Origin of the sequence: Pseudomonas sp. Marseille-P9899, assembly GCF_903166565.1 — a bacterium.
GTDB lineage: Bacteria > Pseudomonadota > Gammaproteobacteria > Pseudomonadales > Pseudomonadaceae > Aquipseudomonas > Aquipseudomonas huaxiensis.
In genome coordinates, this window is the sequence record NZ_CAESCG010000007.1 from 326,014 (window position 1) to 347,168 (window position 21,155).

The window sequence follows — 21,155 nt, forward strand, 5'->3', positions numbered from 1 at the left end:
GCTCAGAGCTCCTGGCGCTGGTTGGCGGGGTCGTAGAACGGCAGTTTCACCACGGTGGCCTGGACCACTTCGCCGCCTTCGACACGGATCGGAATCCGCATGCCCGGCTCGGCCTGGTCGGCGCCGGCGTAGGCCAGGCCAATGATCTGGCCGAGCGTCGCGGAGTACTCGCAGGAGGTGACGTTGCCGCTGATGTCCGGCCCGCTGAGCACAAGATGACCTTCCAGCGGCTGGCTGCTGCCCTTGGGCAGGCTGAAGCCCACCAGTTTGCGCTTGAGCGGCTGGCGTTCGAGGATTTCGATCGAGCGCTTGCCGACGAAGAATGGCTTCTTGCGGCCGATCGCCCACTGCATGTCGATCTCGCCGGGGTGGGTCATGCCGTCGGTGTCCTGGCTTATGATCACGTGGCCTTTTTCCAGGCGCAGCAGGCGCTGGCTTTCCACGCCGAACGGACGAATGCCGAACGCGGCGCCAGCCTCCATCAACGCGTCCCAGAGCTTGCCGCCATGGCGTGCCGGCACATGGATTTCGTAACCCAGTTCACCGACGAAACCGACCCGCATCAGCCGCGCCGCAATCCCCGCCACGCTGCCGGTGCGCACCGCGAGATAAGGGAAACCTTCGGCGGACAGATCGACATCGGCGCAGGCCTTCTCCAGCACCTTGCGCGACAGCGGCCCCGCGACGTTTACCGCGGCGAGGGCGGCGGTGACGTTGGTGATGTCCACGTCCAGGCGCCATTGCGCATTCCACTTGAGCATCTGCTGGTAGATGCGGTCGACGCCGCTGGTGGTAGCGGTGACGTAGAAGTGGTTGTCGGCCATGCGCGCGATAACGCCGTCGTCGATCACCACACCGTGTTCGTTGGTCATCAGGCCGTAGCGGGTGCGGCCGACCGGCTGTTTCTTGAACGGCATGGTGTACATGCGCTCCAGCAACTCGGCGGCATCCGCGCCGCGCACGTCGAGGCCGCCAAGGGTTGAGACGTCGATCAGGCCGACCTTCTCGCGCACCTGACGAACTTCGTCCTGCATGCAGCGCTCACGCTCGTCGGCGTGGCCGTAGTAAGCGGGGCGCTGCCAGATGCCGGCGGGCATCAGTTTGGCGCCGGCGGCGACATGGCGGCTGTGCATGGCGGTCTGCCGATACGGGTCGAACGCGCGGCCGGCGACGTGAGCGAGTTTTTCCGCTTCGAACGGCGGACGGGCGGTGGTCACCCCGGTTTCGCTGATGCTGCGTTTGGTTGCCTGGGCCACCAGCCGTGCGGTCGGCAGCGCCGAGTGACGGCCCTGGGACGGGCCCATGCCAACCGTGGAGAAGCGCTTGACCAGTTGCACGTCGCGGTAGCCGCTGCGGGTGGCGTTGACGATATCGCGCACTTGCAGGTCTTCGTCGAAATCGACGAAATCCTTGCCCTTGGGATGGGCGAAGATCGGCCAGTCGAAATTGACCCGCGCCTCGCCGGTGAAGGTGACGTCACCGATGCCCGGCGCCAGTCCCAGCGCCTGCACGGCGGCGGCGGCAACCCGGCTGCCGTCCAGCAGCACGTTGTCCAGTTGATGGCGACCGTTCACCGAGCCTGCGACGGTCAGGCCGTCCGGCAGGCCGCTGATGGCGAATTCGGCGCGTTGTTCGTCGTAGGCCAGCTTGCCGCCGGCCTGACACAGCAGTTGATAGACCGGCATGTAGCCGGCGGACATGCACAGCAGGTCGCAGTCCAGCGTCAGGCCCTGTTCGGCGACCTGGCCCTGGGCGGTGATGCGGCGGATGTCGACACCGCTGACATGGCGCATGCCTTTATCGTGCAGCGCTTCGTACACGGTACTGCTGACATGCACGGGGATGCCCTGTTTCTCCAGCGCGACTTTCAGCGCGCCGTCGGCAGGTTGCTGGCGCATATCCACCAGCGCCGCGACCTTCACGCCCTGTTCGGCGAGGTCGAGGGCGGCGAGGTAGCCGTCGTCGTTGCCGGCCAGCACCACCGCGCAGTTGCCCGGTTTCACCGCGTACAGCTTCATCAATCGTTGCGCGGCGCTGGCGAGCATCACGCCCGGCAGGTCGTTGTTACGGAACACCACCGGCTGGTCGAAGGAGCCGGCGGCGACGATGCACTGTTTCGCCCGCACCTTGTACATGCGTCGGCCTTGAATCACTGGCAGATAGTTGTCGGTGAACCAGGCGTTGCAGGTGGCCTGGGTCAGCACCTGAATATTGGCGTGGCCTTGCACTGCGTCCACCAGTTCGCGGCGCAGGGTGTGCGCACGCTGGCCTTCGGTGTCGAAGCGGGCGTAGGTCAGCGAGCCGCCGAGCAGCGCCTGCTGTTCCACCAGCAGCACCCGCGCGCCGGCGTTGGCGGCGGTGAGGGCGGCGCTGAGTCCGGCGGGGCCGGCGCCGATGATGGCGACATCAACAAACAGGTACGCCTTGTCGTAGTACTGCGGCTTGAAGTTCAGGTCGAGCACGCCGAGGCCGGCTTTCTTGCGGATCAGCGGCTCCCAGACTTTCCACATGCCCTTGGGTTTGTAGAACGAGCGGTAGTAGAAACCCACGGGCATGAAGCGCGAGAACTTGCCGAGCCAGGCGTCCTTGTCGCTGTCCAGCGAGCCGTTGAAGTTCTGCCCGGTGACGGTCATGCCGGCGTCGATGGCGTGCGCATCGGCCAGCACGTTGGGTTCGTCCGGCAGTTGCACCAGGGTGTTGGCGTCTTGTCCGGCCATGGTCAGCGGGCCGCGCGGGCGGTGGTATTTGAACGAGCGCGAGAGCAACCAGCGGCCATTGGCGACCAGGGCGCTGGCGATGCTGTCGCCGGCGAAGCCCTGGTAATCGGTGCCGTCGAAACTGAAACGCAGCGGCTGCTGGCGGTCGATCAGCAGGCCCATCGGAGCGGGGAGGCGGTTCATCCGGCGATCTCCTCGGTGCGCGGGGCGAAGTCGACCCGCTGGGTGAAGATTTCCTTCGCGTCGAAGGTGCGAATGATCTGGTCGGTGACGGTGTGGCGCTCGGCGAGGAACCAGTAGCTGGAGGCGTTGTGCAGCCACCACTCGCGGACGACGCCGGCGAGGTTGTCGCTGTTGAACACGTAGTCGGCCCACTCGGTGTCGCTGCAGGTGGCCGGGTCGGGCATCGCCTTGAACTCGCCACCGTAGGTGAACTCGCTGATGTTTCTCGGCCCGTTGAGCGGGCAGTGCATGATTTTCATGACTTTCCCCTTTAGTGGCTGGCCGCGGTGGCGCCCATTTCGTTGACCTGCTGGAAGGTGCTGAAGCGCTCCAGGGCGAACGGTTTGATCAGCTCCGGCACGCGGCCGCCGCTGGCCACCAGTTCGGCCATGGTCTTGCCGCAAATGGGCGTGGACTTGAAGCCCCAGGTGCCCCAGCCGGCATCGAGGTAATAGTTCTGCACCGGCGACAGGCCCATGATCGGGCTGTAGTCCGGGGTCATGTCGGTAATCCCGGCCCACTGGCGCATCAACTTGGCGTTGGCCATGAACGGGAACATCTCGATGGCGTGGGCCAGCAGGCTTTCCTTGAGGTCCAGGGTCGAGCGGGTGTTGTACAGCGGGTAGGGATCGGAGCCGCCGCCGAAGACGATCTCGCCGCGGCTGGTCTGTTGCACGTAGCAGTGCAGGGCGGACGAACTCACCAGCGGGTCGAGGAACGGCTTGAATGGCTGGGTGACCATGGCCTGCAACGGGTAGGTGTGGATCGGCGCGCGAATCCCGGCCTTTTGCAGCATCAGCGAACTGGCGCCGGCGATGGCTTGCACGGCGCAGCCGCACTTCACGGTGCCGCGGTTGGTCTTCACGGCGGTGATGCGGCCGTGCTCGATGACCAGGTCCTGCACTTCGGTGAGCTGGTGGATTTCCACCCCGCGCTTGGCCGCCTGCTTGGCGTAGCCCCAAGCCACCGCGTCGTGGCGCGCGGTGGCGCCGTCGATATGCCAAAGCCCGGCGATCACCGGCAGGTGGCCGGGGTCGAGGTTGAGGGTCGGCACCAGTTCGCGGATCTGCTGGCGGTCGAGCATTTCTGTGCGGCCACCGAAGTGTTTGTTCACTTCGGCGCGCTGGCGGAAGGCGCGCACCGTGGCGTCGGTGTGGGCCAGGGTGAGCTGGCCGCGCTCGGAATACATGATGTTGAAATCGAACTCGTTGGAGAGCTCCTGGAACATCTTCACCGACTCGATGTAGAAGCGCACACCTTCGCTGGTCAGGTAGTTGGAACGGATCACCGCGGTGTTGCGTGCGGTATTGCCGCCACCGAGATAGGACTTTTCCAGCACCGCGACATTGGTGATGCCGTGGTACTTGGCCAGGTAATAGGCGATCGCCAGGCCATGGCCGCCAGCACCGATGATGACCACGTCGTAGGAGGCTTTCAGCTCGGTGGGCGGTGGCAGATCGACTTCCGCCGGGTACTCGGAGCTCAGGCCGTATTTCAGGAGATTGAAGGGCATGCGGCCTCCGGATGCTCAGCGAAAGTGACTGACGCCAGCTGTTGCAGGCGGGCGGCGGTCAGGGTGTTTTTCATCAGGAAGGCGATGGTCATCGGGCCGACGCCACCGGGCACCGGAGTGATGGCCGAGACCGTGGACAGGGCGCTGTCGAAATCGACATCGCCCACCAGCCGCGAGCGCTCGCCTTCGGTGATGCGGTTGATGCCGACATCGATCACCACTGCGCCGGGCTTGAGCCAGTCGGCGTCCACCAAACGCGGGCGGCCGACGGCGGCGACGACGATGTCGGCCTGGCGGCAAAGCTCCTTGAGGTTGGCGCTGCGCGAGTGGACCACGGTCACCGTGCAGTGCGCCTTGAGCAGCAACGCGGCCATCGGCTTGCCGACGATATTGGAGCGGCCGATCACCACCGCATGCTGGCCGGCGAGGTCGCCGCAGGTGTCCTGCAACAGGCGCAGGCAGCCGGCGGGGGTGCAGGGCGTGAGCACGTCGCGGCCCTGGCTGAGGCCGCCGACGTTCTCGGCGTGGAAGCCGTCGACGTCCTTCAGCGGGTCGATGGCCTGCAGCACGCGGGTTTCATCAATGTGCCCCGGCAGCGGCAACTGCACGAGGATGCCGTGCACGTCGCGGTCGGCATTCAACTGCGCAATCAGCGCCAGCAGCGTGGATTCAGCGGTGTCCGCCGGCAGCTTGTGTTCCAGCGAGCGAATGCCGCATTCCTCGGCGCGCAGCACCTTGTTGCGCACATAGACCTGACTGGCCGGGTCCTGGCCGACCAGCACCACCGCCAGTGCGGGGGCGATGCCTTCGGCGTTCAGCGCCTGCACCTGGCTTTTCACCTCGGCGAGGACGCGGGCGGCGGCGGCTTTGCCGTCGATGATTTTGGGGGAGGTATGAGTGTTCACCGGAAGATCACCGTGCGGTCGTCGTTGAGGAAAACCCGGTGCTCCAGGTGGTATTTCACCGCCTTGGACAGGGCCACGGTTTCGGTATCACGGCCTACGTTGACCAGGTCGTCGGACAGGTAGCTGTGGTCCACGCGCTGCACTTCCTGCTCGATGATCGGGCCTTCGTCGAGGTCGGACGTCACGTAGTGGGCGGTGGCGCCGATCAGCTTCACGCCGCGGGCGTAGGCCTGGTGGTAGGGCTTGGCGCCCTTGAAGCCGGGCAGGAACGAGTGGTGGATGTTGATGGCGCGGCCGGCAAGCTGTTTGCACAGGTCATCGGAAAGGATCTGCATGTAGCGGGCGAGCACCACCAGCTCGGTGCCGGTTTCTTCGACGATCTGCAGCAGCGCCGCTTCCTGTTGCGACTTGGTGTCCCGGGTCACCGGCAGGTAGATGAAGCGGATGCCCTCGCGTTCGGCCATGGGGCGCAGGTCGAGGTGGTTGGAGACGATGGCGGTGATCTGCATGTCCATCTCGCCCTTGTGGTGGCGGTAGAGCAGGTCGGCGAGGCAGTGGTCGTATTTGCTGACCATCAGCAGCACGCGCATCGGTTGCGAACTGCCGTGCAGGCTCCACTGCATGTCGAGGCGCTGGGCCACCGGGTCGAAACCTTGCTCGACCTCGTCGATGTCGCCTTCGTAGTGATCGTTGAAACGGAACACCGCACGCATGAAGAAACGCCCGCTGGTCTCGTCGTCGAACTGCGACATTTCGCTGATGTAGCAGCCTTTTTCCGCCAGGTAAGTGGTGACCGCCGCGACGATGCCGGACGTGGCCGGACAACTGATCTTGAGGATGTAGTGGCTGGTGGCGTGTTGCATTTCAGGTCCTCGGGTGGAGTGGCGGCAGCTCTCGCAAGGCGGAAATTTCAGCGGTGAAGCGACGTTTTGTCGGTGAAGATTATTTATTGGTGGGAATAAAATATTCCTTTTTCGCTTTTATAGGCGAAAGGAAGGTGCAGGTCTAGCCTGTGGGGAAAATTTTTATCTTGGGAGGAAACTTGCTGGCTGGGATCAGGTTGTTCGTGAGGGCCTCATCGCTGGCAACGCCAGCTCCTACATGTGGGAGCTGGCTTGTCGGGACGCCGACCCGCAGCGATGAGGCCAGAGAACGACAGAAGATTTCAGTCGTTGCCGTAGTTCATCACCGACAACAACCGAATCGGCACCTGCACCAGCTTCTCAGGCCCATGCGGTACATCACCATCGAAGGTCAGGCTGTCGCCGGCCTGCATGTGATAGAGCTGGTTGCCATGCCGGTACACCAGCTCGCCTTCCAGCAGGTGCAGGAACTCGGTGCCGGGGTGGGCGAAGGTGGGGAACTCTTCGCTGGCGTCATCCATGCTCACCATGTACGCCTCGAAATTCTTCTTCGGCCCACGGGTGTGGTTGAGCAGGTGGTAGGTGTGGCCTTTCTCGGTGCCGCGGCGCACCACTTCCATGCCTTCGCCAGCCTTGACCAGGATGGCATTGCCGTCCGGCTGGTCATATTGGCTGAACAACTTCGACATCGGCATGCCCAGCACGTCGCACAGGCGGCTGAGGATATCCAGGCTGGTGGACACCTGAGCGTTCTCGATCTTGCTCAGCATGCCCTGGCTGATCCCGGCGATGCGCGCCACATCGGCCAGTTTCAGCTCCTGGGCCTGGCGCTCGCGGCGGATCTGCATGCCCAGGTACTGCTCCAGGCGAAGGCGAGGCGGGGTCTCGGTATTCACAGTCGGTCAATCCTGCTTGTTTTCGGTTCAGGAAACTTAAATTCGCACTGAGAAAGTGCAAAAAATAACCCGGCGCCTGGTTCGGGCGCCGGGACTTTCCTCGGGTGAAAGAGAGTTTCCCATATAAACAGCAGACCGGTGCAACGCCGGGGCCATTTCTTCCGGTCGCTGAAAAACTGGCAAGCGCATTGCATTCCTGTAGGGAAACTAACTTTCCTGATTGGAATTCACATGATCACAGCCAGCTTCCCACCGCGGGTTTCGCTTCTTCGGGCACAGGTGCTGGCGCGTTCCGTCCTTGTTCGCCTGCCTTCTATCGACCGCCTTGCCCTTTTCCAGGAGTGAAGAATCATGTTGCCAGTTGAAACGCAGCGCATCATCGAACAGCACGGCATCAAGTACGTGCTGGCCCAGTTCGTCGATATCCATGGCGCCGCGAAGACCAAATCCGTCCCGGTCAACGGGCTCAAGGCGGTGGCCGAGGATGGTGCCGGGTTCGCCGGTTTCGCGATCTGCGGCATGGGCATGGAACCCCACGGCCCGGATTTCATGGCCCGGGGCGATCTGTCCACGCTGGTGCCGGTGCCGTGGCAACCGGGCTACGGCCGGATCGTCTGCATCGGTCACGTCAATGGCCAGCCCTGGCCCTACGACACCCGCTACGTGTTGCAACAGCAGGTGCAGCGCCTGGCTGACAAGGGCTGGACCCTCAACACCGGCCTGGAACCGGAATTCAGCCTGTTCCGCCGTGACGCGGGCGGCAAGCTGCAACTGGTGGACGTCTCCGACAACCTCGACAAGCCTTGCTACGACTACAAAGGCCTGTCGCGCTCCCGCGAATTCCTCGAACGTTTGACCGAAGCGCTGCAGCCGGTGGGCTTCGAGATCTATCAGATCGACCACGAAGACGCCAACGGCCAGTTCGAGATCAATTACACCTACAGCGACGCCATGGAGTCGGCGGACCGCTTCACCTTCTTCCGCATGGCCGCCGGCGAGATCGCCAACGACATGGGCATGATCTGCTCGTTCATGCCCAAGCCCGACCCTAAGCGCGCCGGCAACGGCATGCACTTCCACCTGTCGATCGCCAGCGCAACCAACAAGAACCTGTTCCACGACCCGAGCGATCCGAGCGGCATGGGCCTGTCGAAAATGGCCTATCACTTCGCCGCCGGCCTGCTGGCCCACGGCCCTGCGCTGTGCGCCTTCGCCGCGCCGACGGTGAACTCCTACAAGCGCCTGGTCGTCGGCCGTTCGCTGTCCGGCTCGACCTGGGCCCCGGCGTTCATCGCCTTCGGTTCCAACAACCGTTCGGCGATGGTTCGCGTGCCGTATGGCCGCCTCGAATTCCGCCTGCCGGATGCCGGTTGCAACCCGTACCTGGTGACCGCCGCGATCATCGCCGCCGGGCTTGACGGCATCGAACGCCAGTTGGAACCGGACTTCGTGTGCAACGAGAACCTCTACAACCTCAGCCTCGAAGAAATCGCCGCCCGCGGCATCAAGACCCTGCCGCAGTCGCTCAAGGAAGCCACCGACGCCCTGGCCGCCAACCCGCTGTTCCGCGAGGTGCTGGGCCCGGAAATCGTCGATGAATTCATCCGCCAGAAGCGCATGGAATGGGTGGAGTACAGCCGCCATGTCTCCGACTGGGAGATCCAGCGATACACCGAATTCTTTTGAAGCTGCAAGTTTCAAGCTGCGAGCTGCAAGAGAGGGCAGTTTGCGGCGCACACCTTATTCCCGTTCTACACGGACAACTTGCAGCTTGCCGCTTGTCGCTTGCTGCCGAACAAAGTGAGGCGCTTATGTGCGGAATCGTAGGTCTTTACCTGAAGAAGCCCGAGCTTGAAGGCCAGCTCGGCAAACTGTTCGAACCCATGCTCGAAGCCATGACCGACCGCGGCCCGGACAGTGCCGGCTTCGCTATCTACGGCGATGAAGTCGCCGACGGTTGGGTCAAGCTGACCCTCCAGGCCACCGACCTCGGCTACGACTGGAAACACCTGATGGGCGAGCTGGAAGGCCGCCTCGGCTGCTCGCTGGACTGGTTCCAGAACGCCAGCGCCGCCGTGCTCAAGGCCCACAGCGCCGAGGAGCCGGTACGCGCAGCCCTCGCCGAACTGGCCCCGGACGTGCGCATCATGAGCGCCGGCCAGAGCATCGAAATCCTCAAGGGCATGGGCCTGCCGCGGGAAATCTCCGAGCGCTTCGGCCTCAAAGGGATGAAAGGCAGCCACATCATCGGCCACACCCGCATGGCCACCGAAAGCGCCGTGACCATGGAAGGCAGCCACCCGTTCTCCACCGGCGCCGACCTGTGCCTGGTGCACAACGGCTCGCTGTCCAACCACTTCCGCCTGCGTCAGGAACTCAAGCGCGAAGGCATCACCTTCGAGACCGACAACGACACCGAAGTGGCCGCCGGCTACCTGACCTGGCGCCTGCGTCAGGGCGACAGCCTGAAAGAGGCGCTGGATAAATCCCTGGAAGATCTGGACGGCTTCTTCACCTTCGCCATCGGCACCCGCAACGGCTTTGCCGTGATCCGCGATCCGATCGCCTGCAAGCCGGCGATCCTCGCCGAGACCGAAGATTACGTCGCCATGGCCTCCGAATACCAGGCGCTGGCCAGCCTGCCGGGCATCGACAAGGCGAAAGTCTGGGAGCCCGAACCCGCCACCATGTACATCTGGGAACGTGCCTGAGGAGCCCCGCACATGAAAACCATCGACCTTTCCAGCGCCACGGTGCGTGAACTGAACCAGACCCTGCACGGCGACGTGCAAGACCGCGAGTGGCTGGTCAGCCACCCGGACGGCAAGCACAACCTGGCGGTGGGCCTGAATCAGGCCGTGAGCATCGATATCCAGGGCCACGCCGGCTACTACTGCGCCGGCATGAACCAGAAAGCCTGCATCACCGTGCACGGCAACGTCGGTGTCGGCGTTGCGGAAAACATGATGTCCGGCTCGGTACGGGTCAAAGGCAGCGCCTCCCAGGCCGCCGGCGCCACTGCCCATGGCGGGCTGCTGGTGATCGAGGGCGATGCCGGCGCGCGCTGCGGGATTTCCATGAAGGGCGTCGACATCGTGGTCGGCGGCAGCATCGGCCACATGAGCTGCTTCATGGCCCAGGCCGGGCGTCTGGTGGTGTGCGGCGATGCTGGCGATGCGCTGGGCGATTCGCTCTACGAGACGCGCATCTACGTCAAGGGCACGGTCAAGTCGCTGGGCTCGGACTGCATCGAGAAAGAGATGCGCGCCGAGCACCTGAGCGAACTGGCAGAACTGCTCAACCGCGCAGGCTTCGCCGAAGACCCGGCCAGCTTCAAGCGCTACGGCTCGGCGCGCGAGCTGTACAACTTCAAAGTCGATAACGCATCCGCCTACTGACCCGCGGCGAGGAGTATTCCCATGAGCGAAAAAAACACCCCTGTGCTGCGCGAGTCCGCGACATTCGACCGCCTGACCATCCAGGAAATCCAGCGCGCCGCCGAGACCGGCATCTATGACATCCGCGGTGGCGGCACCAAGCGCAAGCTGCCGCACTTCGACGACCTGCTGCTGCTCGGCGCCTCGGTGTCGCGTTATCCGCTGGAAGGCTACCGCGAGAAATGCGGCACCGACGTGGTGCTCGGCACCCGCTTCGCGAAGAAGCCGATCCACCTGAAAATCCCGGTGACCATCGCCGGCATGAGCTTCGGCGCGCTGTCGGCCAACGCCAAGGAAGCCTTGGGCCGCGGCGCCACCATCGCCGGCACCAGCACCACCACCGGTGACGGCGGCATGACCCCGGAAGAGCGCGGCCAGTCGCAGCATCTGGTCTATCAATATTTGCCGTCACGCTACGGCATGAACCCGGATGACCTGCGCAAGGCCGACGCCATCGAAATCGTCCTTGGCCAGGGCGCCAAGCCGGGTGGCGGCGGCATGCTGCTGGGGATGAAAGTCACCGAGCGTGTGGCCGGCATGCGCACCTTGCCGATCGGCGTCGATCAGCGCAGCGCCTGCCGTCACCCGGACTGGACCGGCCCGGACGACCTGGCGATCAAGATTGCCGAACTGCGGGAAATCACCGACTGGGAAAAACCGATCTACGTGAAGATCGGCGCCAGCCGCCCGTACTACGACGTCAAGCTGGCGGTGAAGGCCGGTGCTGATGTGATCGTCCTCGATGGCATGCAAGGCGGCACCGCGGCGACTCAGGAAGTGTTTATCGAACACGTCGGCATCCCGATTCTTCCGGCCATTCCGCAGGCGGTCCAGGCGCTGCAGGAGATGGGCATGCACCGCAAGGTTCAGTTGATCGTGTCTGGTGGTATCCGCAACGGCGCCGACGTGGCCAAGGCCATGGCCCTGGGCGCGGATGCGGTGGCAATCGGCACCGCAGCGCTGGTGGCGCTGGGCGACAACCATCCGCGGCTGGATGAAGAACTGAAGAAAATCGGTTCGGCGGCGGGTTACTACGACGACTGGCAGAACGGCCGCGACCCGGCGGGCATCACCACCCAGGACCCGGAGCTGTCCAAGCGCCTTGATCCGGTGGAGGCAGGGCGCCGCTTGGCGAATTACCTGCGGGTGCTGGTGCTGGAAGCGCAGACCATGGCGCGGGCGTGCGGCAAGTCGCACCTGCACAATCTTGATCCCGAGGATCTGGTGGCGCTGACAGTGGAAGCGGCGGCGATGGCGCGGGTGCCGTTGGCGGGGACCAACTGGGTGCCGGGGCAGCAGCAATATTGAGGTGACTGGTCTCATCGCTGGCTTGCCAGCGATGAGCATGGGTATCTACACATCTCGCAGGCAGCGCAGGACGTCAGATCGCCTCGTATATTGTGGGAGCGGACTCATCCGCGAAGGGCCGCATAGCGGCCCCAAAACCATCCAGCACGAGGTAGCTGTCTATGTCAGGTATCTCTTTCGACCTTCGGGATGCCTGAATATGATATCCAGACCAGACAGAAACAATGTGCTGGATGGATTTAGGGCCGCTATGCGGCCCTTCGCGGATGAATCCGCTCCCACAGAATCGCAAGTGGCTGACGGTTTGCGATCGCCTGCGAGATGTGTAGATACCCGTGCAGCGATAGGGCCCTCAGGACTCCGGCGGCATCGGCAACAACAGCCGCGCCGTCACCGGCAAATGATCGGAAATCTCCAACGTGTCCTGCTGCAACACCTGCGCACTCACCCGACGCAGTTTCGGGCTGTGGAGCAGGTAATCCAGCGTCCGGTCCGGCCCGTCCAGTTGCGGGTCATTGGGGAAATGGGTCAGCCACGCCGACCGCTCGGCACCGGTGGCTTCGGCATTGCCGGGGATCATCGGGTACTTGTCCCACAGCACATGCAGTTCACTGTCCGGCGAATAGAACTGGCGCTGTTCCGGCTTCAACCGCCGGTACTGCCCCAGTGGCAGCAGATTGAAATCCCCACCGATCAACCACGGCGTGCCCTGGCGTTCGAACTGGTCGAGTAATCGCTCCAGTTCCGCGATCTGGCGCGCCTGCACATCGTTGCCCGGTTCATGCTGTGCCAGTTGGGTGTTGAGCACCGCCAACTGACCGCCCTCGCGCAGAGGCAGGTAACTCACCAGCACCGCTTGTTGCGGCTGGAGCAAACGGCTGAGGAGGTTGTCGGACGCCAGCGGCAACTGGATCCGCTGCGCCTGCTGGATCGGGTAGCGGCTGAGGGTGGCGAGGGTGCGGCCGACGCTGCCGGCGATATGCCAGTCGGGGACGAATTCGGCTTTCCACTGGTACGCCTGGACGGCGCAAGGGTAGAGATCAGCAAGGCGTTCGCGCAGCAGCGCCAACTGGTCCTGGTAGTCGCTGGCCTTGGCGTTGTTGTCCAGCTCCTGAAGCAGGACGATGTCCGGCTGCTCGGCGCGGATCACCCGCGCCACTTCATCGAGGTTGACGGCCAGGTCCTGCTCGGTAGGGCGGCGGTCGCTGCCCTTGGCCTCGTCATACCAGAACACATAGCGCTTGCCCGCCAGGTACTGCACGTTCCAGCTCATCACCTTGAGCTGCTGACCCGGCGCCAGCGGTTTGGCCGGAGCGGTGCAGGCCACCGGCAGCGCTTCTTCCGGCTCCGGTCGCCAACTCGCCTGCCAGGCCAGCAGCCATAGCAGGACGGCAATCAACAGCAGTATCAGCAGGATGTTGCGCAGTAGTCGGGTCATCGGGCTCGGCAAGGTCGGGAGTGACGATTGAGCATAGCCCCGGGGCTCAGGAACGCGCCGGGCTGGACTCGCTTATCAGCATGAACAGGCGGAACAGCACCACCGTGCTGAACAGTTGCACGAAGCTGTTGACCACATTCACCAGCAGCTCCAGCACCGGGCTGACCTGCTCGGGCAGCAGCGCCAGGGTGAGGCCGTTGAACAGCCACAGCGGCGCCATGACCCCGAGCATGCACACCAGAATCCGCCAGAAGTGGCCGTTGACCATCTGGAAGCTCTCGCGCATGGCGGCGATCGGCGCGCGGCCCTGCAGCACCAGCAGGTACTCGGCGAACACCAGGTTGGTCATCACCCAGATGCCGGGCAGGATGAACAGCGAGATGCCCGCCATGATCAGCAGCGAGCTGAGCAGCACCAGCAGGGCGAAAGACGGCCACAACTGCAGGGCGCGGGCCAGCAGGTTGCGCTTGAGCGGCTCGTGGCCGTCACTGCGGGCGTCGAGGTAAAGGATCAGGGCGCCGCTGTACAGCGGGTAGAACAGCAACCCGACCAACAGGCCGTAGGCCGGCGAAGCGTCATCGCCCAACTGGCCGTAGAGCAGTTGAGTGCACAGCGCCTCGATGATCACCAGCGGCAGGCACAGGCCGGCGATGCTGATCAGGTGGCGGCGGAAGAAATACAGCGAGTCACGCAAAACACTGAGCGGATTCATGGGTCGTTTTCGAAGTCCAAAGCAAGCGGCCACTTTAGCGCAGGGGCCGAATCTGAACAAAGTTTCATGCCGGTGTCGCATTGAATTGGCGATGCTTGTCCGCATGTTCACTGCAACCGTACTAGAGAGGTCGCGTCATGAATCACGAAGAACAAACCCTGATCGATGGGCTGTTCGCCAGGCTGCGCCAGGCCGAAGCCGAAGGCGCACCGCGGGATGCCCAGGCACAGGCCCATATCGCGGGCCTTGTTCAGCAACATGCGGTCGCGCCGTACTACATGGCCCAGGCGATTCTGGTCCAGGAGGCCGCGATCAAGCGCCTCGACGAGCAGAACCGGCAGTTGCAGACCGAATTGGCCGAGGCAAAGGCCCAGGCCGCCGCCGCCGCGAGTGCGCCGGCGCAGCAGAGCAGTGGTGGTTTCCTGTCGAGCATTTTCGGTTCCGGTAGCCGTCCGGCGCCGAGCCAGCCTGCGGCTGCGCCGACCCCGGCGCCATCGAGCGGCGGCGGCTGGCGTGATGGCCCTGGCAGCGGTGGAGGTGTGGCTGCGCAATCCAACTGGGGCGCGCCACCTGCGCCAGCGCCCCAGGCGGCCCCGGCCCGCAGTGGTGCCAGCAGCTTCCTCGGCGGTGCGTTGCAGACTGCGGCCGGCGTGGCCGGTGGCGTGATGCTGGCGCAAGGCATCAGCAGCCTGTTCCACCACAATTCGCAGCCGGAAGAAATTGTCGAAGTCATCAAGGAAGAGCCGGCACCGACCAGTGATCACGGCGGCTGGAATGATGACAACCAGCGCTATACCGCCGATAACGGCAACGACGCGGGCTTCACCGACACCGGTTACAACGACGACGGTGGCGGCTTCTTCTCCGACGACGATTACGTCTGATCCAGCCGAACGAGAAACTGTGGGAGCTTGTCGGTGCGCCGAACCGTCGCGAAGGGGCGCAACGCGCCCCATCCCTGGACATCTGCTGGGGACTGCTTTGCAGTCCTTCGCGAGCAAGCTCGCTCCCACAGGGTTCTTGCGATCAACTAACGGATACGCCTCCGGGCTGGCATACTGGGCGCCTTTGTTGGCTCAAACCCGGTGTGAAAGGAGGTGGAAGTGAAGAAAATCGCGCTGTTCGTCGATGTCCAGAACCTCTACTACACCGTCCGCCAGGCCTATGGTTGTCATTTCAACTACGCCGCCTTCTGGGCCGACGTCAGCCGTGATGGCGAGATCGTCGAGGCCTTCGCCTACGCCATCGACCGTGGCGACAGCAAGCAGCAGCAATTCCAGCAGATCCTTCGCAACCTCGGTTTTACCGTCAAGCTCAAGCCTTATATCCAGCGCAGCGATGGCTCGGCCAAGGGCGACTGGGACGTGGGCATCACCCTGGATGTGGTGGACGCCGCCGCCCGGGTCGATCAGGTGGTGCTGGCGTCCGGCGACGGCGATTTCGACCTGCTGCTGGAGCGCATCATTCAGCGCCATGGCGTCGAGGCCGTGGCCTACGGCGTGCCGGGGCTGACCGCGAATTCGCTGATCCGCGCCGCCAGTCGCTATGTGCCCATCGACGGCGCGCTTTTGCTCAAGCATTGAGGTTTTTTCGTGGAACGTATCGCTGTCATCGACTTTGAAACCACCGGCATCACCCCCGGCGCGAGCTGCCGCGCCACCGAGGTGGCGGTGGTCATGCTGGAGCAGGGGCGCATCGTCGAGCGCTACCAGAGCCTGATGAATGCTGGCGTGCCGGTGCCGGCCTTCGTTGCGGCGCTGACTGGCATCAACACGGCAATGCTGCGCAGCGCCCCGCCGGTCAATCAGGTGATGAACGAAGTCGCCGAATTCGTTGGCGACACGCCGCTGCTGGCGCACAACGCCGCTTTCGACCAGAAATTCTGGGACTACGAACTGAGCCGCATCGGTCGTAGCCGCAACCAGTCGTTCGCCTGTTCGCTGCTGTTGTCGCGGCGCCTGCTGCCCGCAGCGCCGAACCACAAGCTCGGCACCCTGACCCGTTGGGCCGGCCTGCCGGACACCGGCACCGCGCACCGGGCCATGGCCGACGCCGAGATGGCCGCCAACCTGCTGCAGCATCTGGTCGGCGAACTGCGCCAGACCCACGGTGTGCAGGAGCTGTCCCACTCATTCCTGTGCCGCCTGCAGAAGGTCCCCGCCGCAAAAATCCGCGACGCCTTGAGCAAATACCGCTAAGCCTTTTTCTCCAGTTGCCCCAGCGGCACCCGCCGCTCGACGGCGCTGGAGAGGATGATCGAGGTCTTGCTGAAACCGAACTGCGCCACGCGGTTGATCAGCTCTTCCAGCTCCGGCATCGAGCCCACCGCCGCCTGCATGATCACGCAGGGATCGCCGGTGACCCGGTGGCATTCGGTGAGCTGCGGAATCTGCGTCAGCGCTTCATACGCCTGCTGATTGCCGTGGCTGGCCAGGCGCAGCTCGATCACGCACTGGATCGGCAGGCCGATCTTGCTCATGTCGACCTTGGCCTGATAACCGGTAATCACCCCGCTGGCTTCCAGCTTCGCCACCCGCTCGGCCACCGCCGGAGCCGAGAGATTGACCGTGCGCGCCAGTTGCGCGAACGAGGCGCGGCCGTTTTCCAGGAGGGCGGCGAGGAGCATGCGATCGTACTTGTCCATGGGGTCTGCAAAGGGCCTTGTGAAAACAAAGGGAAACACCTGAAAGATCCGTTTTTTCGAAAGTCCAGGTGCTCGATAAGCGTTTTTTGAAACTTAATTTTGCCGGTTAAGCTTTCTAAACTAACGCCACAACAACTCAAATTCGAGCCCCCCATGCCTGCCTCCCGTCGTTTTCCCTGGTTATTGATCGGTGCGTTCCTTGCCCTCTATCTGGTCTGGGGGTCTACCTACCTGGCCATTCGCATCGGTGTCGAGTCGTGGCCGCCGATGCTGATGGCGGGTGTGCGCTTCGTGGTGGCGGGGGCGCTGCTCTACGGTTTCCTGCGCTGGCGCGGGGTTCCGGCGCCGACCTGGCAACAGTGGAAGGCGGCGGGGATGATCGGCGTGCTTTTGCTCAGTTGCGGCAACGGCGGGGTGACGGTGGCCGAGCACGCGGGCGTCGCTTCCGGTGTCGCGGCGCTGGCGGTGGCCACGGTGCCACTGTTTACCCTGTTGTTCGGACTGTTCTTCGGGCATCGCAATACCCGTCTGGAATGGGGCGGGATCTTTCTCGGGCTGCTCGGTATCGGCTTGCTCAACCTCGGTTCCAACCTGCAGGCCAGTCCGCTGGGTGCGGCGCTGATCCTGTTCGCGGCGGCGTCCTGGGCGTTCGGCTCGGTGTGGAGCAAGAGCCTGCCGCTGCCCCAAGGTCCGATGGCCAGTGCCGCGGAAATGCTGGTGGGCGGCGTGGCCTTGCTGGTGGCGAGTGCGTTCAGCGGTGAACGCATGACCCAGATGCCCACCGCCGCTGGTTGGGGCGCGCTGGCCTATCTGGTGGTGTTCGGCTCAATCCTGGCCTTCAGCGCCTACATGTACCTGCTCAAGCATGTGCGCCCGGCGGCGGCCACCAGCTACGCCTACGTCAACCCCGCGGTGGCGGTGCTGCTGGGCATCGCCTTTGCCGGCGAGCAGATCGGCGCCGAGGAATGCCTGGCGATGGCGGTGATCATCGGCGCGGTGGTGCTGATCGGCATTCCGCAGTGGCGCAAGACGCCGGTGACGCCGCCCGTACCCGAGGTGCTGAAGGGCGAGATGTCCGGAACTCGGTGATCCGGGGCCGAACAGGGTAAACTTCGCGCCATTGCACGAATCCCCTGACGGTATTTCCATGACATTCGCCAAACTCGGCCTGATCGAACCGCTGCTGCGCGCCCTCGAAGGCCTGAACTACAACACCCCGACACCGGTTCAGGCCGAGGCCATCCCCGCCGTACTGGCCGGTCGCGACCTGATGGCCGCGGCCCAGACCGGCACCGGCAAGACCGCCGGTTTTGCCCTGCCGCTGCTGCAGCGCCTGACGATGGAAGGCGCCCAGGTCGCCAGCAACTCGGTCCGCGCTTTGGTGCTGGTGCCGACCCGCGAACTGGCTGAGCAGGTTCACGCCAACATCAGCGAATACGCCGAGCACCTGCCGCTGCGCACCTACGCGGTGTACGGCGGCGTCAGCATCAACCCGCAGATGATGAAACTGCGCAAGGGCATCGACCTGCTGGTGGCGACACCCGGCCGCCTGCTCGACCTGTTCCGCCAGAACGCGGTGAAGTTCAACCAGCTCCAGGCGCTGGTGCTGGACGAAGCCGACCGCATGCTGGACTTAGGTTTCGCCGAAGAGCTGCGTTCGATCTACGCCGCACTACCGGCCAAGCGTCAGACCCTGCTGTTCTCCGCCACCTTCTCCGACGAAATCCGCCTGATGGCCGGGCAGATGCTCAACGACCCGCTGAGCATCGAAGTCAGCCCGCGCAACGTCGCGGCGAGCACGGTGAAGCAGTGGATCGTGCCTGTGGATAAAAAGCGCAAGACCGAGCTGTTTTGCCACCTGCTGCGCAAGCAGCGCTGGAGCCAGGTGCTAGTGTTCGCCAAGACCCGTAACGGTGTGGACCAACTGGTTGAGCGTCTGGTCGGCCTGGGCATCAATGCCGACGGCATCCACGGTGATCGCCCGCAGGCAACCCGCCAGCGCGCGCTGGACAGTTTCAAGGCGCGGGAAACCCAGATTCTGGTCGCCACCGACGTCGCGGCGCGGGGCCTGGATATCGATGACCTGCCGCTGGTGGTGAACTTCGATTTGCCGATCGTGGCCGAGGATTACATCCACCGCATCGGGCGGACTGGCCGCAAGGGTAATACCGGCGAAGCGCTTTCCCTGGTCTGCGCTGATGAAGTGCAACTGCTTTCGGCGATCGAAACCCTGACCCGCAAGACCTTGCCGCGTCATATGCAGCCGGATTTCGAGCCGGATCACCGGGTACCGGAGACGGATGCCAGCGGGCAGATCCTGAAAAAGCCGAAGAAGCCGAAGAAGCCCAAGCAGAGCGGCGCGAAAGGCAGCCTCGGGCGCTGGACCGACAGCGGCGATGCGCCGGTGCCGGCGAAGGCGGTACGCAAGGTGCCGGCGTTCAATACCGGGCCCAAGAAGCGTAAGCCTTAGTTCGTTCAGGCCTCATCGCGTCTTGCCCGTGATGAGGCCGGAACAATCAATCGAAAATCACCGGTTTTCCAGCCACCCCAGCACACCCAACCCGCCACCCGCCCACTGGCAAAACACGCCGTCAGCAAATACCCCCCTGTCGGCGCCTCCCAGTCCAGCATCTCGCCGGCACAGAACACGCCCGGCACCTGCTTCAGCATCAAGCCCTGATCCAGTGCTTCGAACTTCACCCCGCCAGCACTGCTGATCGCCTCATCCAGCGGCCGTGGCCGCACGACCACTATGGGCAACGCCTTGATCGCCGCCGCCAGCCGTTGCGGGTCAGCGAACACCTCAGGTCCGGTCAACTCCCGCAGCAGCGCCGCTTTCACGCCGTCCAGACCCAACTGGCCGTGCAGGTGCTTGGCCATGGAGCGCGATCCACGCGGCTTGCTCAGCGCAGCGGCGATTTTATCCACAGGCTTGTTCGGCAGCAGGTCCAGCAGCAGGGTGGCGCTGCCGTCGCGGTTGATGGTTTCGCGTACCTGCGCCGACCAGGCATATACCAGGCTGCCTTCGACGCCGCCTTCGGTCAGCACGAATTCACCCAGGCGCGGCGCCTGGCCGGGCAGGCTGAGGGCGATGTTCTTCAACGGGGCGCCGGCGAATTTCTGTTTCAGCAAGTCGCTCCAGGTCGCCACTTCGAAACCGCTGTTGGCCGGCTGCAAAGGCGAGATATCCACACCCCGCCCAGCCAGCAGCGGCAACCAGACGCCATCCGACCCCAGCCGCGCCCAACTGCCGCCGCCGAGGGCGAGGATGGCTGCGTCGGGTTTTACCGCCAGTTCGCCCTGTGGATAACCGATCCGCAGCGCGCCATCGTCATTCCAGCCCAACCAGCGATGGCGGGTGTGGATAACTACGCCGGCGTCGCGCAGGCGCTTGAGCCAGGCGCGCAGCAGGGGCGCGGCTTTCATGTCGGTGGGGAAAACCCGCCCCGAGGTGCCGACGAAGGTGTCGATGCCCAGGCCGTGAATCCAGGCGCGCAGCGCATCGGCGTCGAAGCCTTGCAGCAGCGCGGCGATATCTTCGCGACGCTCGGCGTAGCGGGAGATAAAGGCGGGGTAGGGCTCGGAATGGGTGATGTTCATGCCGCCGACGCCGGCCAGGAGAAACTTGCGCCCCACCGAGGGCATGGCGTCGTACAGATCGACCCGAACCCCGGCCAGACTGAGGACTTCCGCCGCCATCAGGCCGGCGGGGCCGCCGCCGATAATGGCAACGTGGGCGGGGTGAGTGGCGGGGGTATCGGTCATGGTGGCGGCAGGCTGGGGATAAAAGAGCCGGCCATTCTACCCGAGGTGGGTTACCGGCGGCACTGTACAAAAAACGATCAAGTGCCGCGCGTGCCCGGTTTCAAAGGACCAAACGGGCTTTCGCTCAGGTTATCCACAAGCGGTTCCACAGTCATTGTGGGTAATCCAGCACCCGTTGCGCGCTGTGATGGAGGATGCCGTGGCGACGGGCGAGGGCTTCGCGGTCCTTGCTGTAGCAGCCGCCGATCACGCCCACCACCGGGATATCGCGGCCCAGGCAGTGGCGCAGCACGCAGGTATCCCGCGCGGCCAGGCCTTCGTCGGTGAGTTGCAGGTAGCCGAGGGCATCGTCCTTGTGCACGTCGACGCCGGCGTCGTAGAGCACCAGGTCCGGCTGGTAGAGCGGCAGCAGGTAGTTCAGCGCATCGTCCACCACCTTCAGGTAATCGGCGTCGCCCATGCCGCGGGGCAGGGGAATGTCCCAGTCGCTGCGGGCCTTGCGCGCGGGGAAGTTCTGTTCGCAGTGCAGCGACACGGTGATGGCGTCTGGGGTGTGTTCGAGAATCCGCGCGGTGCCGTCGCCCTGGTGCACGTCGCAGTCGAAGATCAGCACCCGGTGGACCCGGCCGGCCTCCAGCAGGTAATGGCTGATCACCGCCAGGTCGTTGAAGATGCAGAAAGGATGACTTCTCTTTATCTGTAAACATAAATTTATTTTTCTTATAGATATTAGAG

At 64.1% G+C, this 21,155-nt stretch carries 19 protein-coding genes and 1 pseudogene; 9 read left to right on the forward strand and 11 right to left on the reverse strand.

Features of this window, described 5'->3' with window-relative positions:
- Positions 1-2 precede the first annotated feature (2 nt).
- From HWV67_RS27865 to HWV67_RS27890, 6 genes are all read right to left on the reverse strand, one after another.
- The gene (locus tag HWV67_RS27865; protein WP_175653559.1) at positions 3-2,900 is read right to left on the reverse strand and encodes a 2Fe-2S iron-sulfur cluster-binding protein; all 2,898 of its coding nucleotides are present in this window, start codon (positions 2,898-2,900) and stop codon (positions 3-5) included.
- Positions 2,897-3,199 (reverse strand): sarcosine oxidase subunit delta, encoded by a 303-nt coding sequence (locus HWV67_RS27870; protein WP_110969012.1) that lies wholly within the window; start codon positions 3,197-3,199, stop codon positions 2,897-2,899. The genes HWV67_RS27865 and HWV67_RS27870 overlap by 4 nt, the downstream gene beginning before the upstream one ends.
- 11 nt (positions 3,200-3,210) lie before the next feature.
- Entirely contained in the window at positions 3,211-4,452 is a 1,242-nt protein-coding gene (locus HWV67_RS27875) for an FAD-dependent oxidoreductase (protein WP_175653560.1), read from the reverse strand.
- Positions 4,434-5,357, reverse strand: a complete 924-nt coding sequence (folD, locus tag HWV67_RS27880; RefSeq protein WP_175653561.1) for a bifunctional methylenetetrahydrofolate dehydrogenase/methenyltetrahydrofolate cyclohydrolase FolD — start codon at positions 5,355-5,357, stop codon at positions 4,434-4,436. Before folD ends, HWV67_RS27875 begins: the two co-directional genes overlap by 19 nt.
- Positions 5,354-6,220, reverse strand: a complete 867-nt coding sequence (purU, locus tag HWV67_RS27885; protein ID WP_110969010.1) for a formyltetrahydrofolate deformylase — start codon at positions 6,218-6,220, stop codon at positions 5,354-5,356. The genes folD and purU overlap by 4 nt, the downstream gene beginning before the upstream one ends.
- Before the next feature lie 302 nt (positions 6,221-6,522).
- Positions 6,523-7,116, reverse strand: coding sequence for a helix-turn-helix domain-containing protein (locus tag HWV67_RS27890; RefSeq protein ID WP_110969009.1), 594 nt, complete (start codon positions 7,114-7,116; stop codon positions 6,523-6,525).
- Between the two features lie 351 nt (positions 7,117-7,467).
- On the opposite strand from HWV67_RS27890, the gene glnT reads away from it, so the two are divergent.
- The 4 genes from glnT to HWV67_RS27910 all read left to right on the forward strand — a co-directional run bounded on the left by glnT (position 7,468) and on the right by HWV67_RS27910 (position 11,861).
- The gene (glnT, locus tag HWV67_RS27895; RefSeq protein ID WP_110969008.1) at positions 7,468-8,802 is read left to right on the forward strand and encodes a type III glutamate--ammonia ligase; all 1,335 of its coding nucleotides are present in this window, start codon (positions 7,468-7,470) and stop codon (positions 8,800-8,802) included.
- Between the two features lie 125 nt (positions 8,803-8,927).
- The gene (locus tag HWV67_RS27900) at positions 8,928-9,827 is read left to right on the forward strand and encodes a class II glutamine amidotransferase (protein WP_095159284.1); all 900 of its coding nucleotides are present in this window, start codon (positions 8,928-8,930) and stop codon (positions 9,825-9,827) included.
- A gap of 12 nt (positions 9,828-9,839) precedes the next feature.
- The gene (locus HWV67_RS27905) at positions 9,840-10,514 is read left to right on the forward strand and encodes a protein glxC (RefSeq protein ID WP_110969007.1); all 675 of its coding nucleotides are present in this window, start codon (positions 9,840-9,842) and stop codon (positions 10,512-10,514) included.
- Positions 10,515-10,535: 21 nt separating this feature from the next.
- Entirely contained in the window at positions 10,536-11,861 is a 1,326-nt protein-coding gene (locus tag HWV67_RS27910) for an FMN-binding glutamate synthase family protein (protein ID WP_110969006.1), read from the forward strand.
- 352 nt (positions 11,862-12,213) lie between these two features.
- Here HWV67_RS27910 and HWV67_RS27915 read toward each other — a convergent pair whose 3' ends face one another.
- Positions 12,214-13,299 (reverse strand): endonuclease/exonuclease/phosphatase family protein, encoded by a 1,086-nt coding sequence (locus HWV67_RS27915; RefSeq protein WP_175653562.1) that lies wholly within the window; start codon positions 13,297-13,299, stop codon positions 12,214-12,216.
- Positions 13,300-13,345: 46 nt separating this feature from the next.
- The gene (locus HWV67_RS27920; RefSeq protein ID WP_175653563.1) at positions 13,346-14,011 is read right to left on the reverse strand and encodes a hypothetical protein; all 666 of its coding nucleotides are present in this window, start codon (positions 14,009-14,011) and stop codon (positions 13,346-13,348) included.
- Positions 14,012-14,148: 137 nt separating this feature from the next.
- On the opposite strand from HWV67_RS27920, the gene HWV67_RS27925 reads away from it, so the two are divergent.
- The 3 genes from HWV67_RS27925 to HWV67_RS27935 all read left to right on the forward strand — a co-directional run bounded on the left by HWV67_RS27925 (position 14,149) and on the right by HWV67_RS27935 (position 16,209).
- Positions 14,149-14,895, forward strand: a complete 747-nt coding sequence (locus HWV67_RS27925; protein WP_175653564.1) for a DUF2076 domain-containing protein — start codon at positions 14,149-14,151, stop codon at positions 14,893-14,895.
- Positions 14,896-15,114: 219 nt separating this feature from the next.
- On the forward strand, positions 15,115-15,594 hold the full coding sequence (locus HWV67_RS27930; RefSeq protein ID WP_175653565.1) for a LabA-like NYN domain-containing protein: 480 nt from the start codon (positions 15,115-15,117) through the stop codon (positions 15,592-15,594).
- A 9-nt stretch (positions 15,595-15,603) separates the two neighbouring features.
- Positions 15,604-16,209: a 3'-5' exonuclease gene (locus HWV67_RS27935; RefSeq protein WP_175653566.1), complete on the forward strand. Its 606-nt coding sequence runs from the start codon at positions 15,604-15,606 to the stop codon at positions 16,207-16,209.
- Here the strand turns inward: HWV67_RS27935 and HWV67_RS27940 are convergent.
- Positions 16,206-16,655, reverse strand: a complete 450-nt coding sequence (locus tag HWV67_RS27940; protein ID WP_095159276.1) for an Lrp/AsnC family transcriptional regulator — start codon at positions 16,653-16,655, stop codon at positions 16,206-16,208. The two genes, HWV67_RS27935 and HWV67_RS27940, sit on opposite strands and share 4 nt — an antisense overlap.
- 153 nt (positions 16,656-16,808) lie before the next feature.
- On the opposite strand from HWV67_RS27940, the gene yedA reads away from it, so the two are divergent.
- Together yedA and HWV67_RS27950 are read left to right on the forward strand one after the other, a co-directional pair.
- Complete coding sequence (gene yedA / locus HWV67_RS27945; RefSeq protein ID WP_175653567.1) at positions 16,809-17,744, forward strand: drug/metabolite exporter YedA; 936 nt, start codon at positions 16,809-16,811, stop codon at positions 17,742-17,744.
- Positions 17,745-17,802: 58 nt separating this feature from the next.
- A complete protein-coding gene (locus HWV67_RS27950) occupies positions 17,803-19,125 on the forward strand; it encodes a DEAD/DEAH box helicase (protein WP_175653568.1) in 1,323 nt (440 codons plus the stop codon).
- A 5-nt stretch (positions 19,126-19,130) separates the two neighbouring features.
- Here HWV67_RS27950 and HWV67_RS27955 read toward each other — a convergent pair whose 3' ends face one another.
- Together HWV67_RS27955 and HWV67_RS27960 are read right to left on the reverse strand one after the other, a co-directional pair.
- Positions 19,131-20,420, reverse strand: coding sequence for a TIGR03862 family flavoprotein (locus HWV67_RS27955; protein WP_175653569.1), 1,290 nt, complete (start codon positions 20,418-20,420; stop codon positions 19,131-19,133).
- Between the two features lie 151 nt (positions 20,421-20,571).
- Positions 20,572-21,099, reverse strand: a pseudogene (locus tag HWV67_RS27960) (histone deacetylase family protein); the annotation flags it as partial.
- Positions 21,100-21,155: the final 56 nt, after the last annotated feature.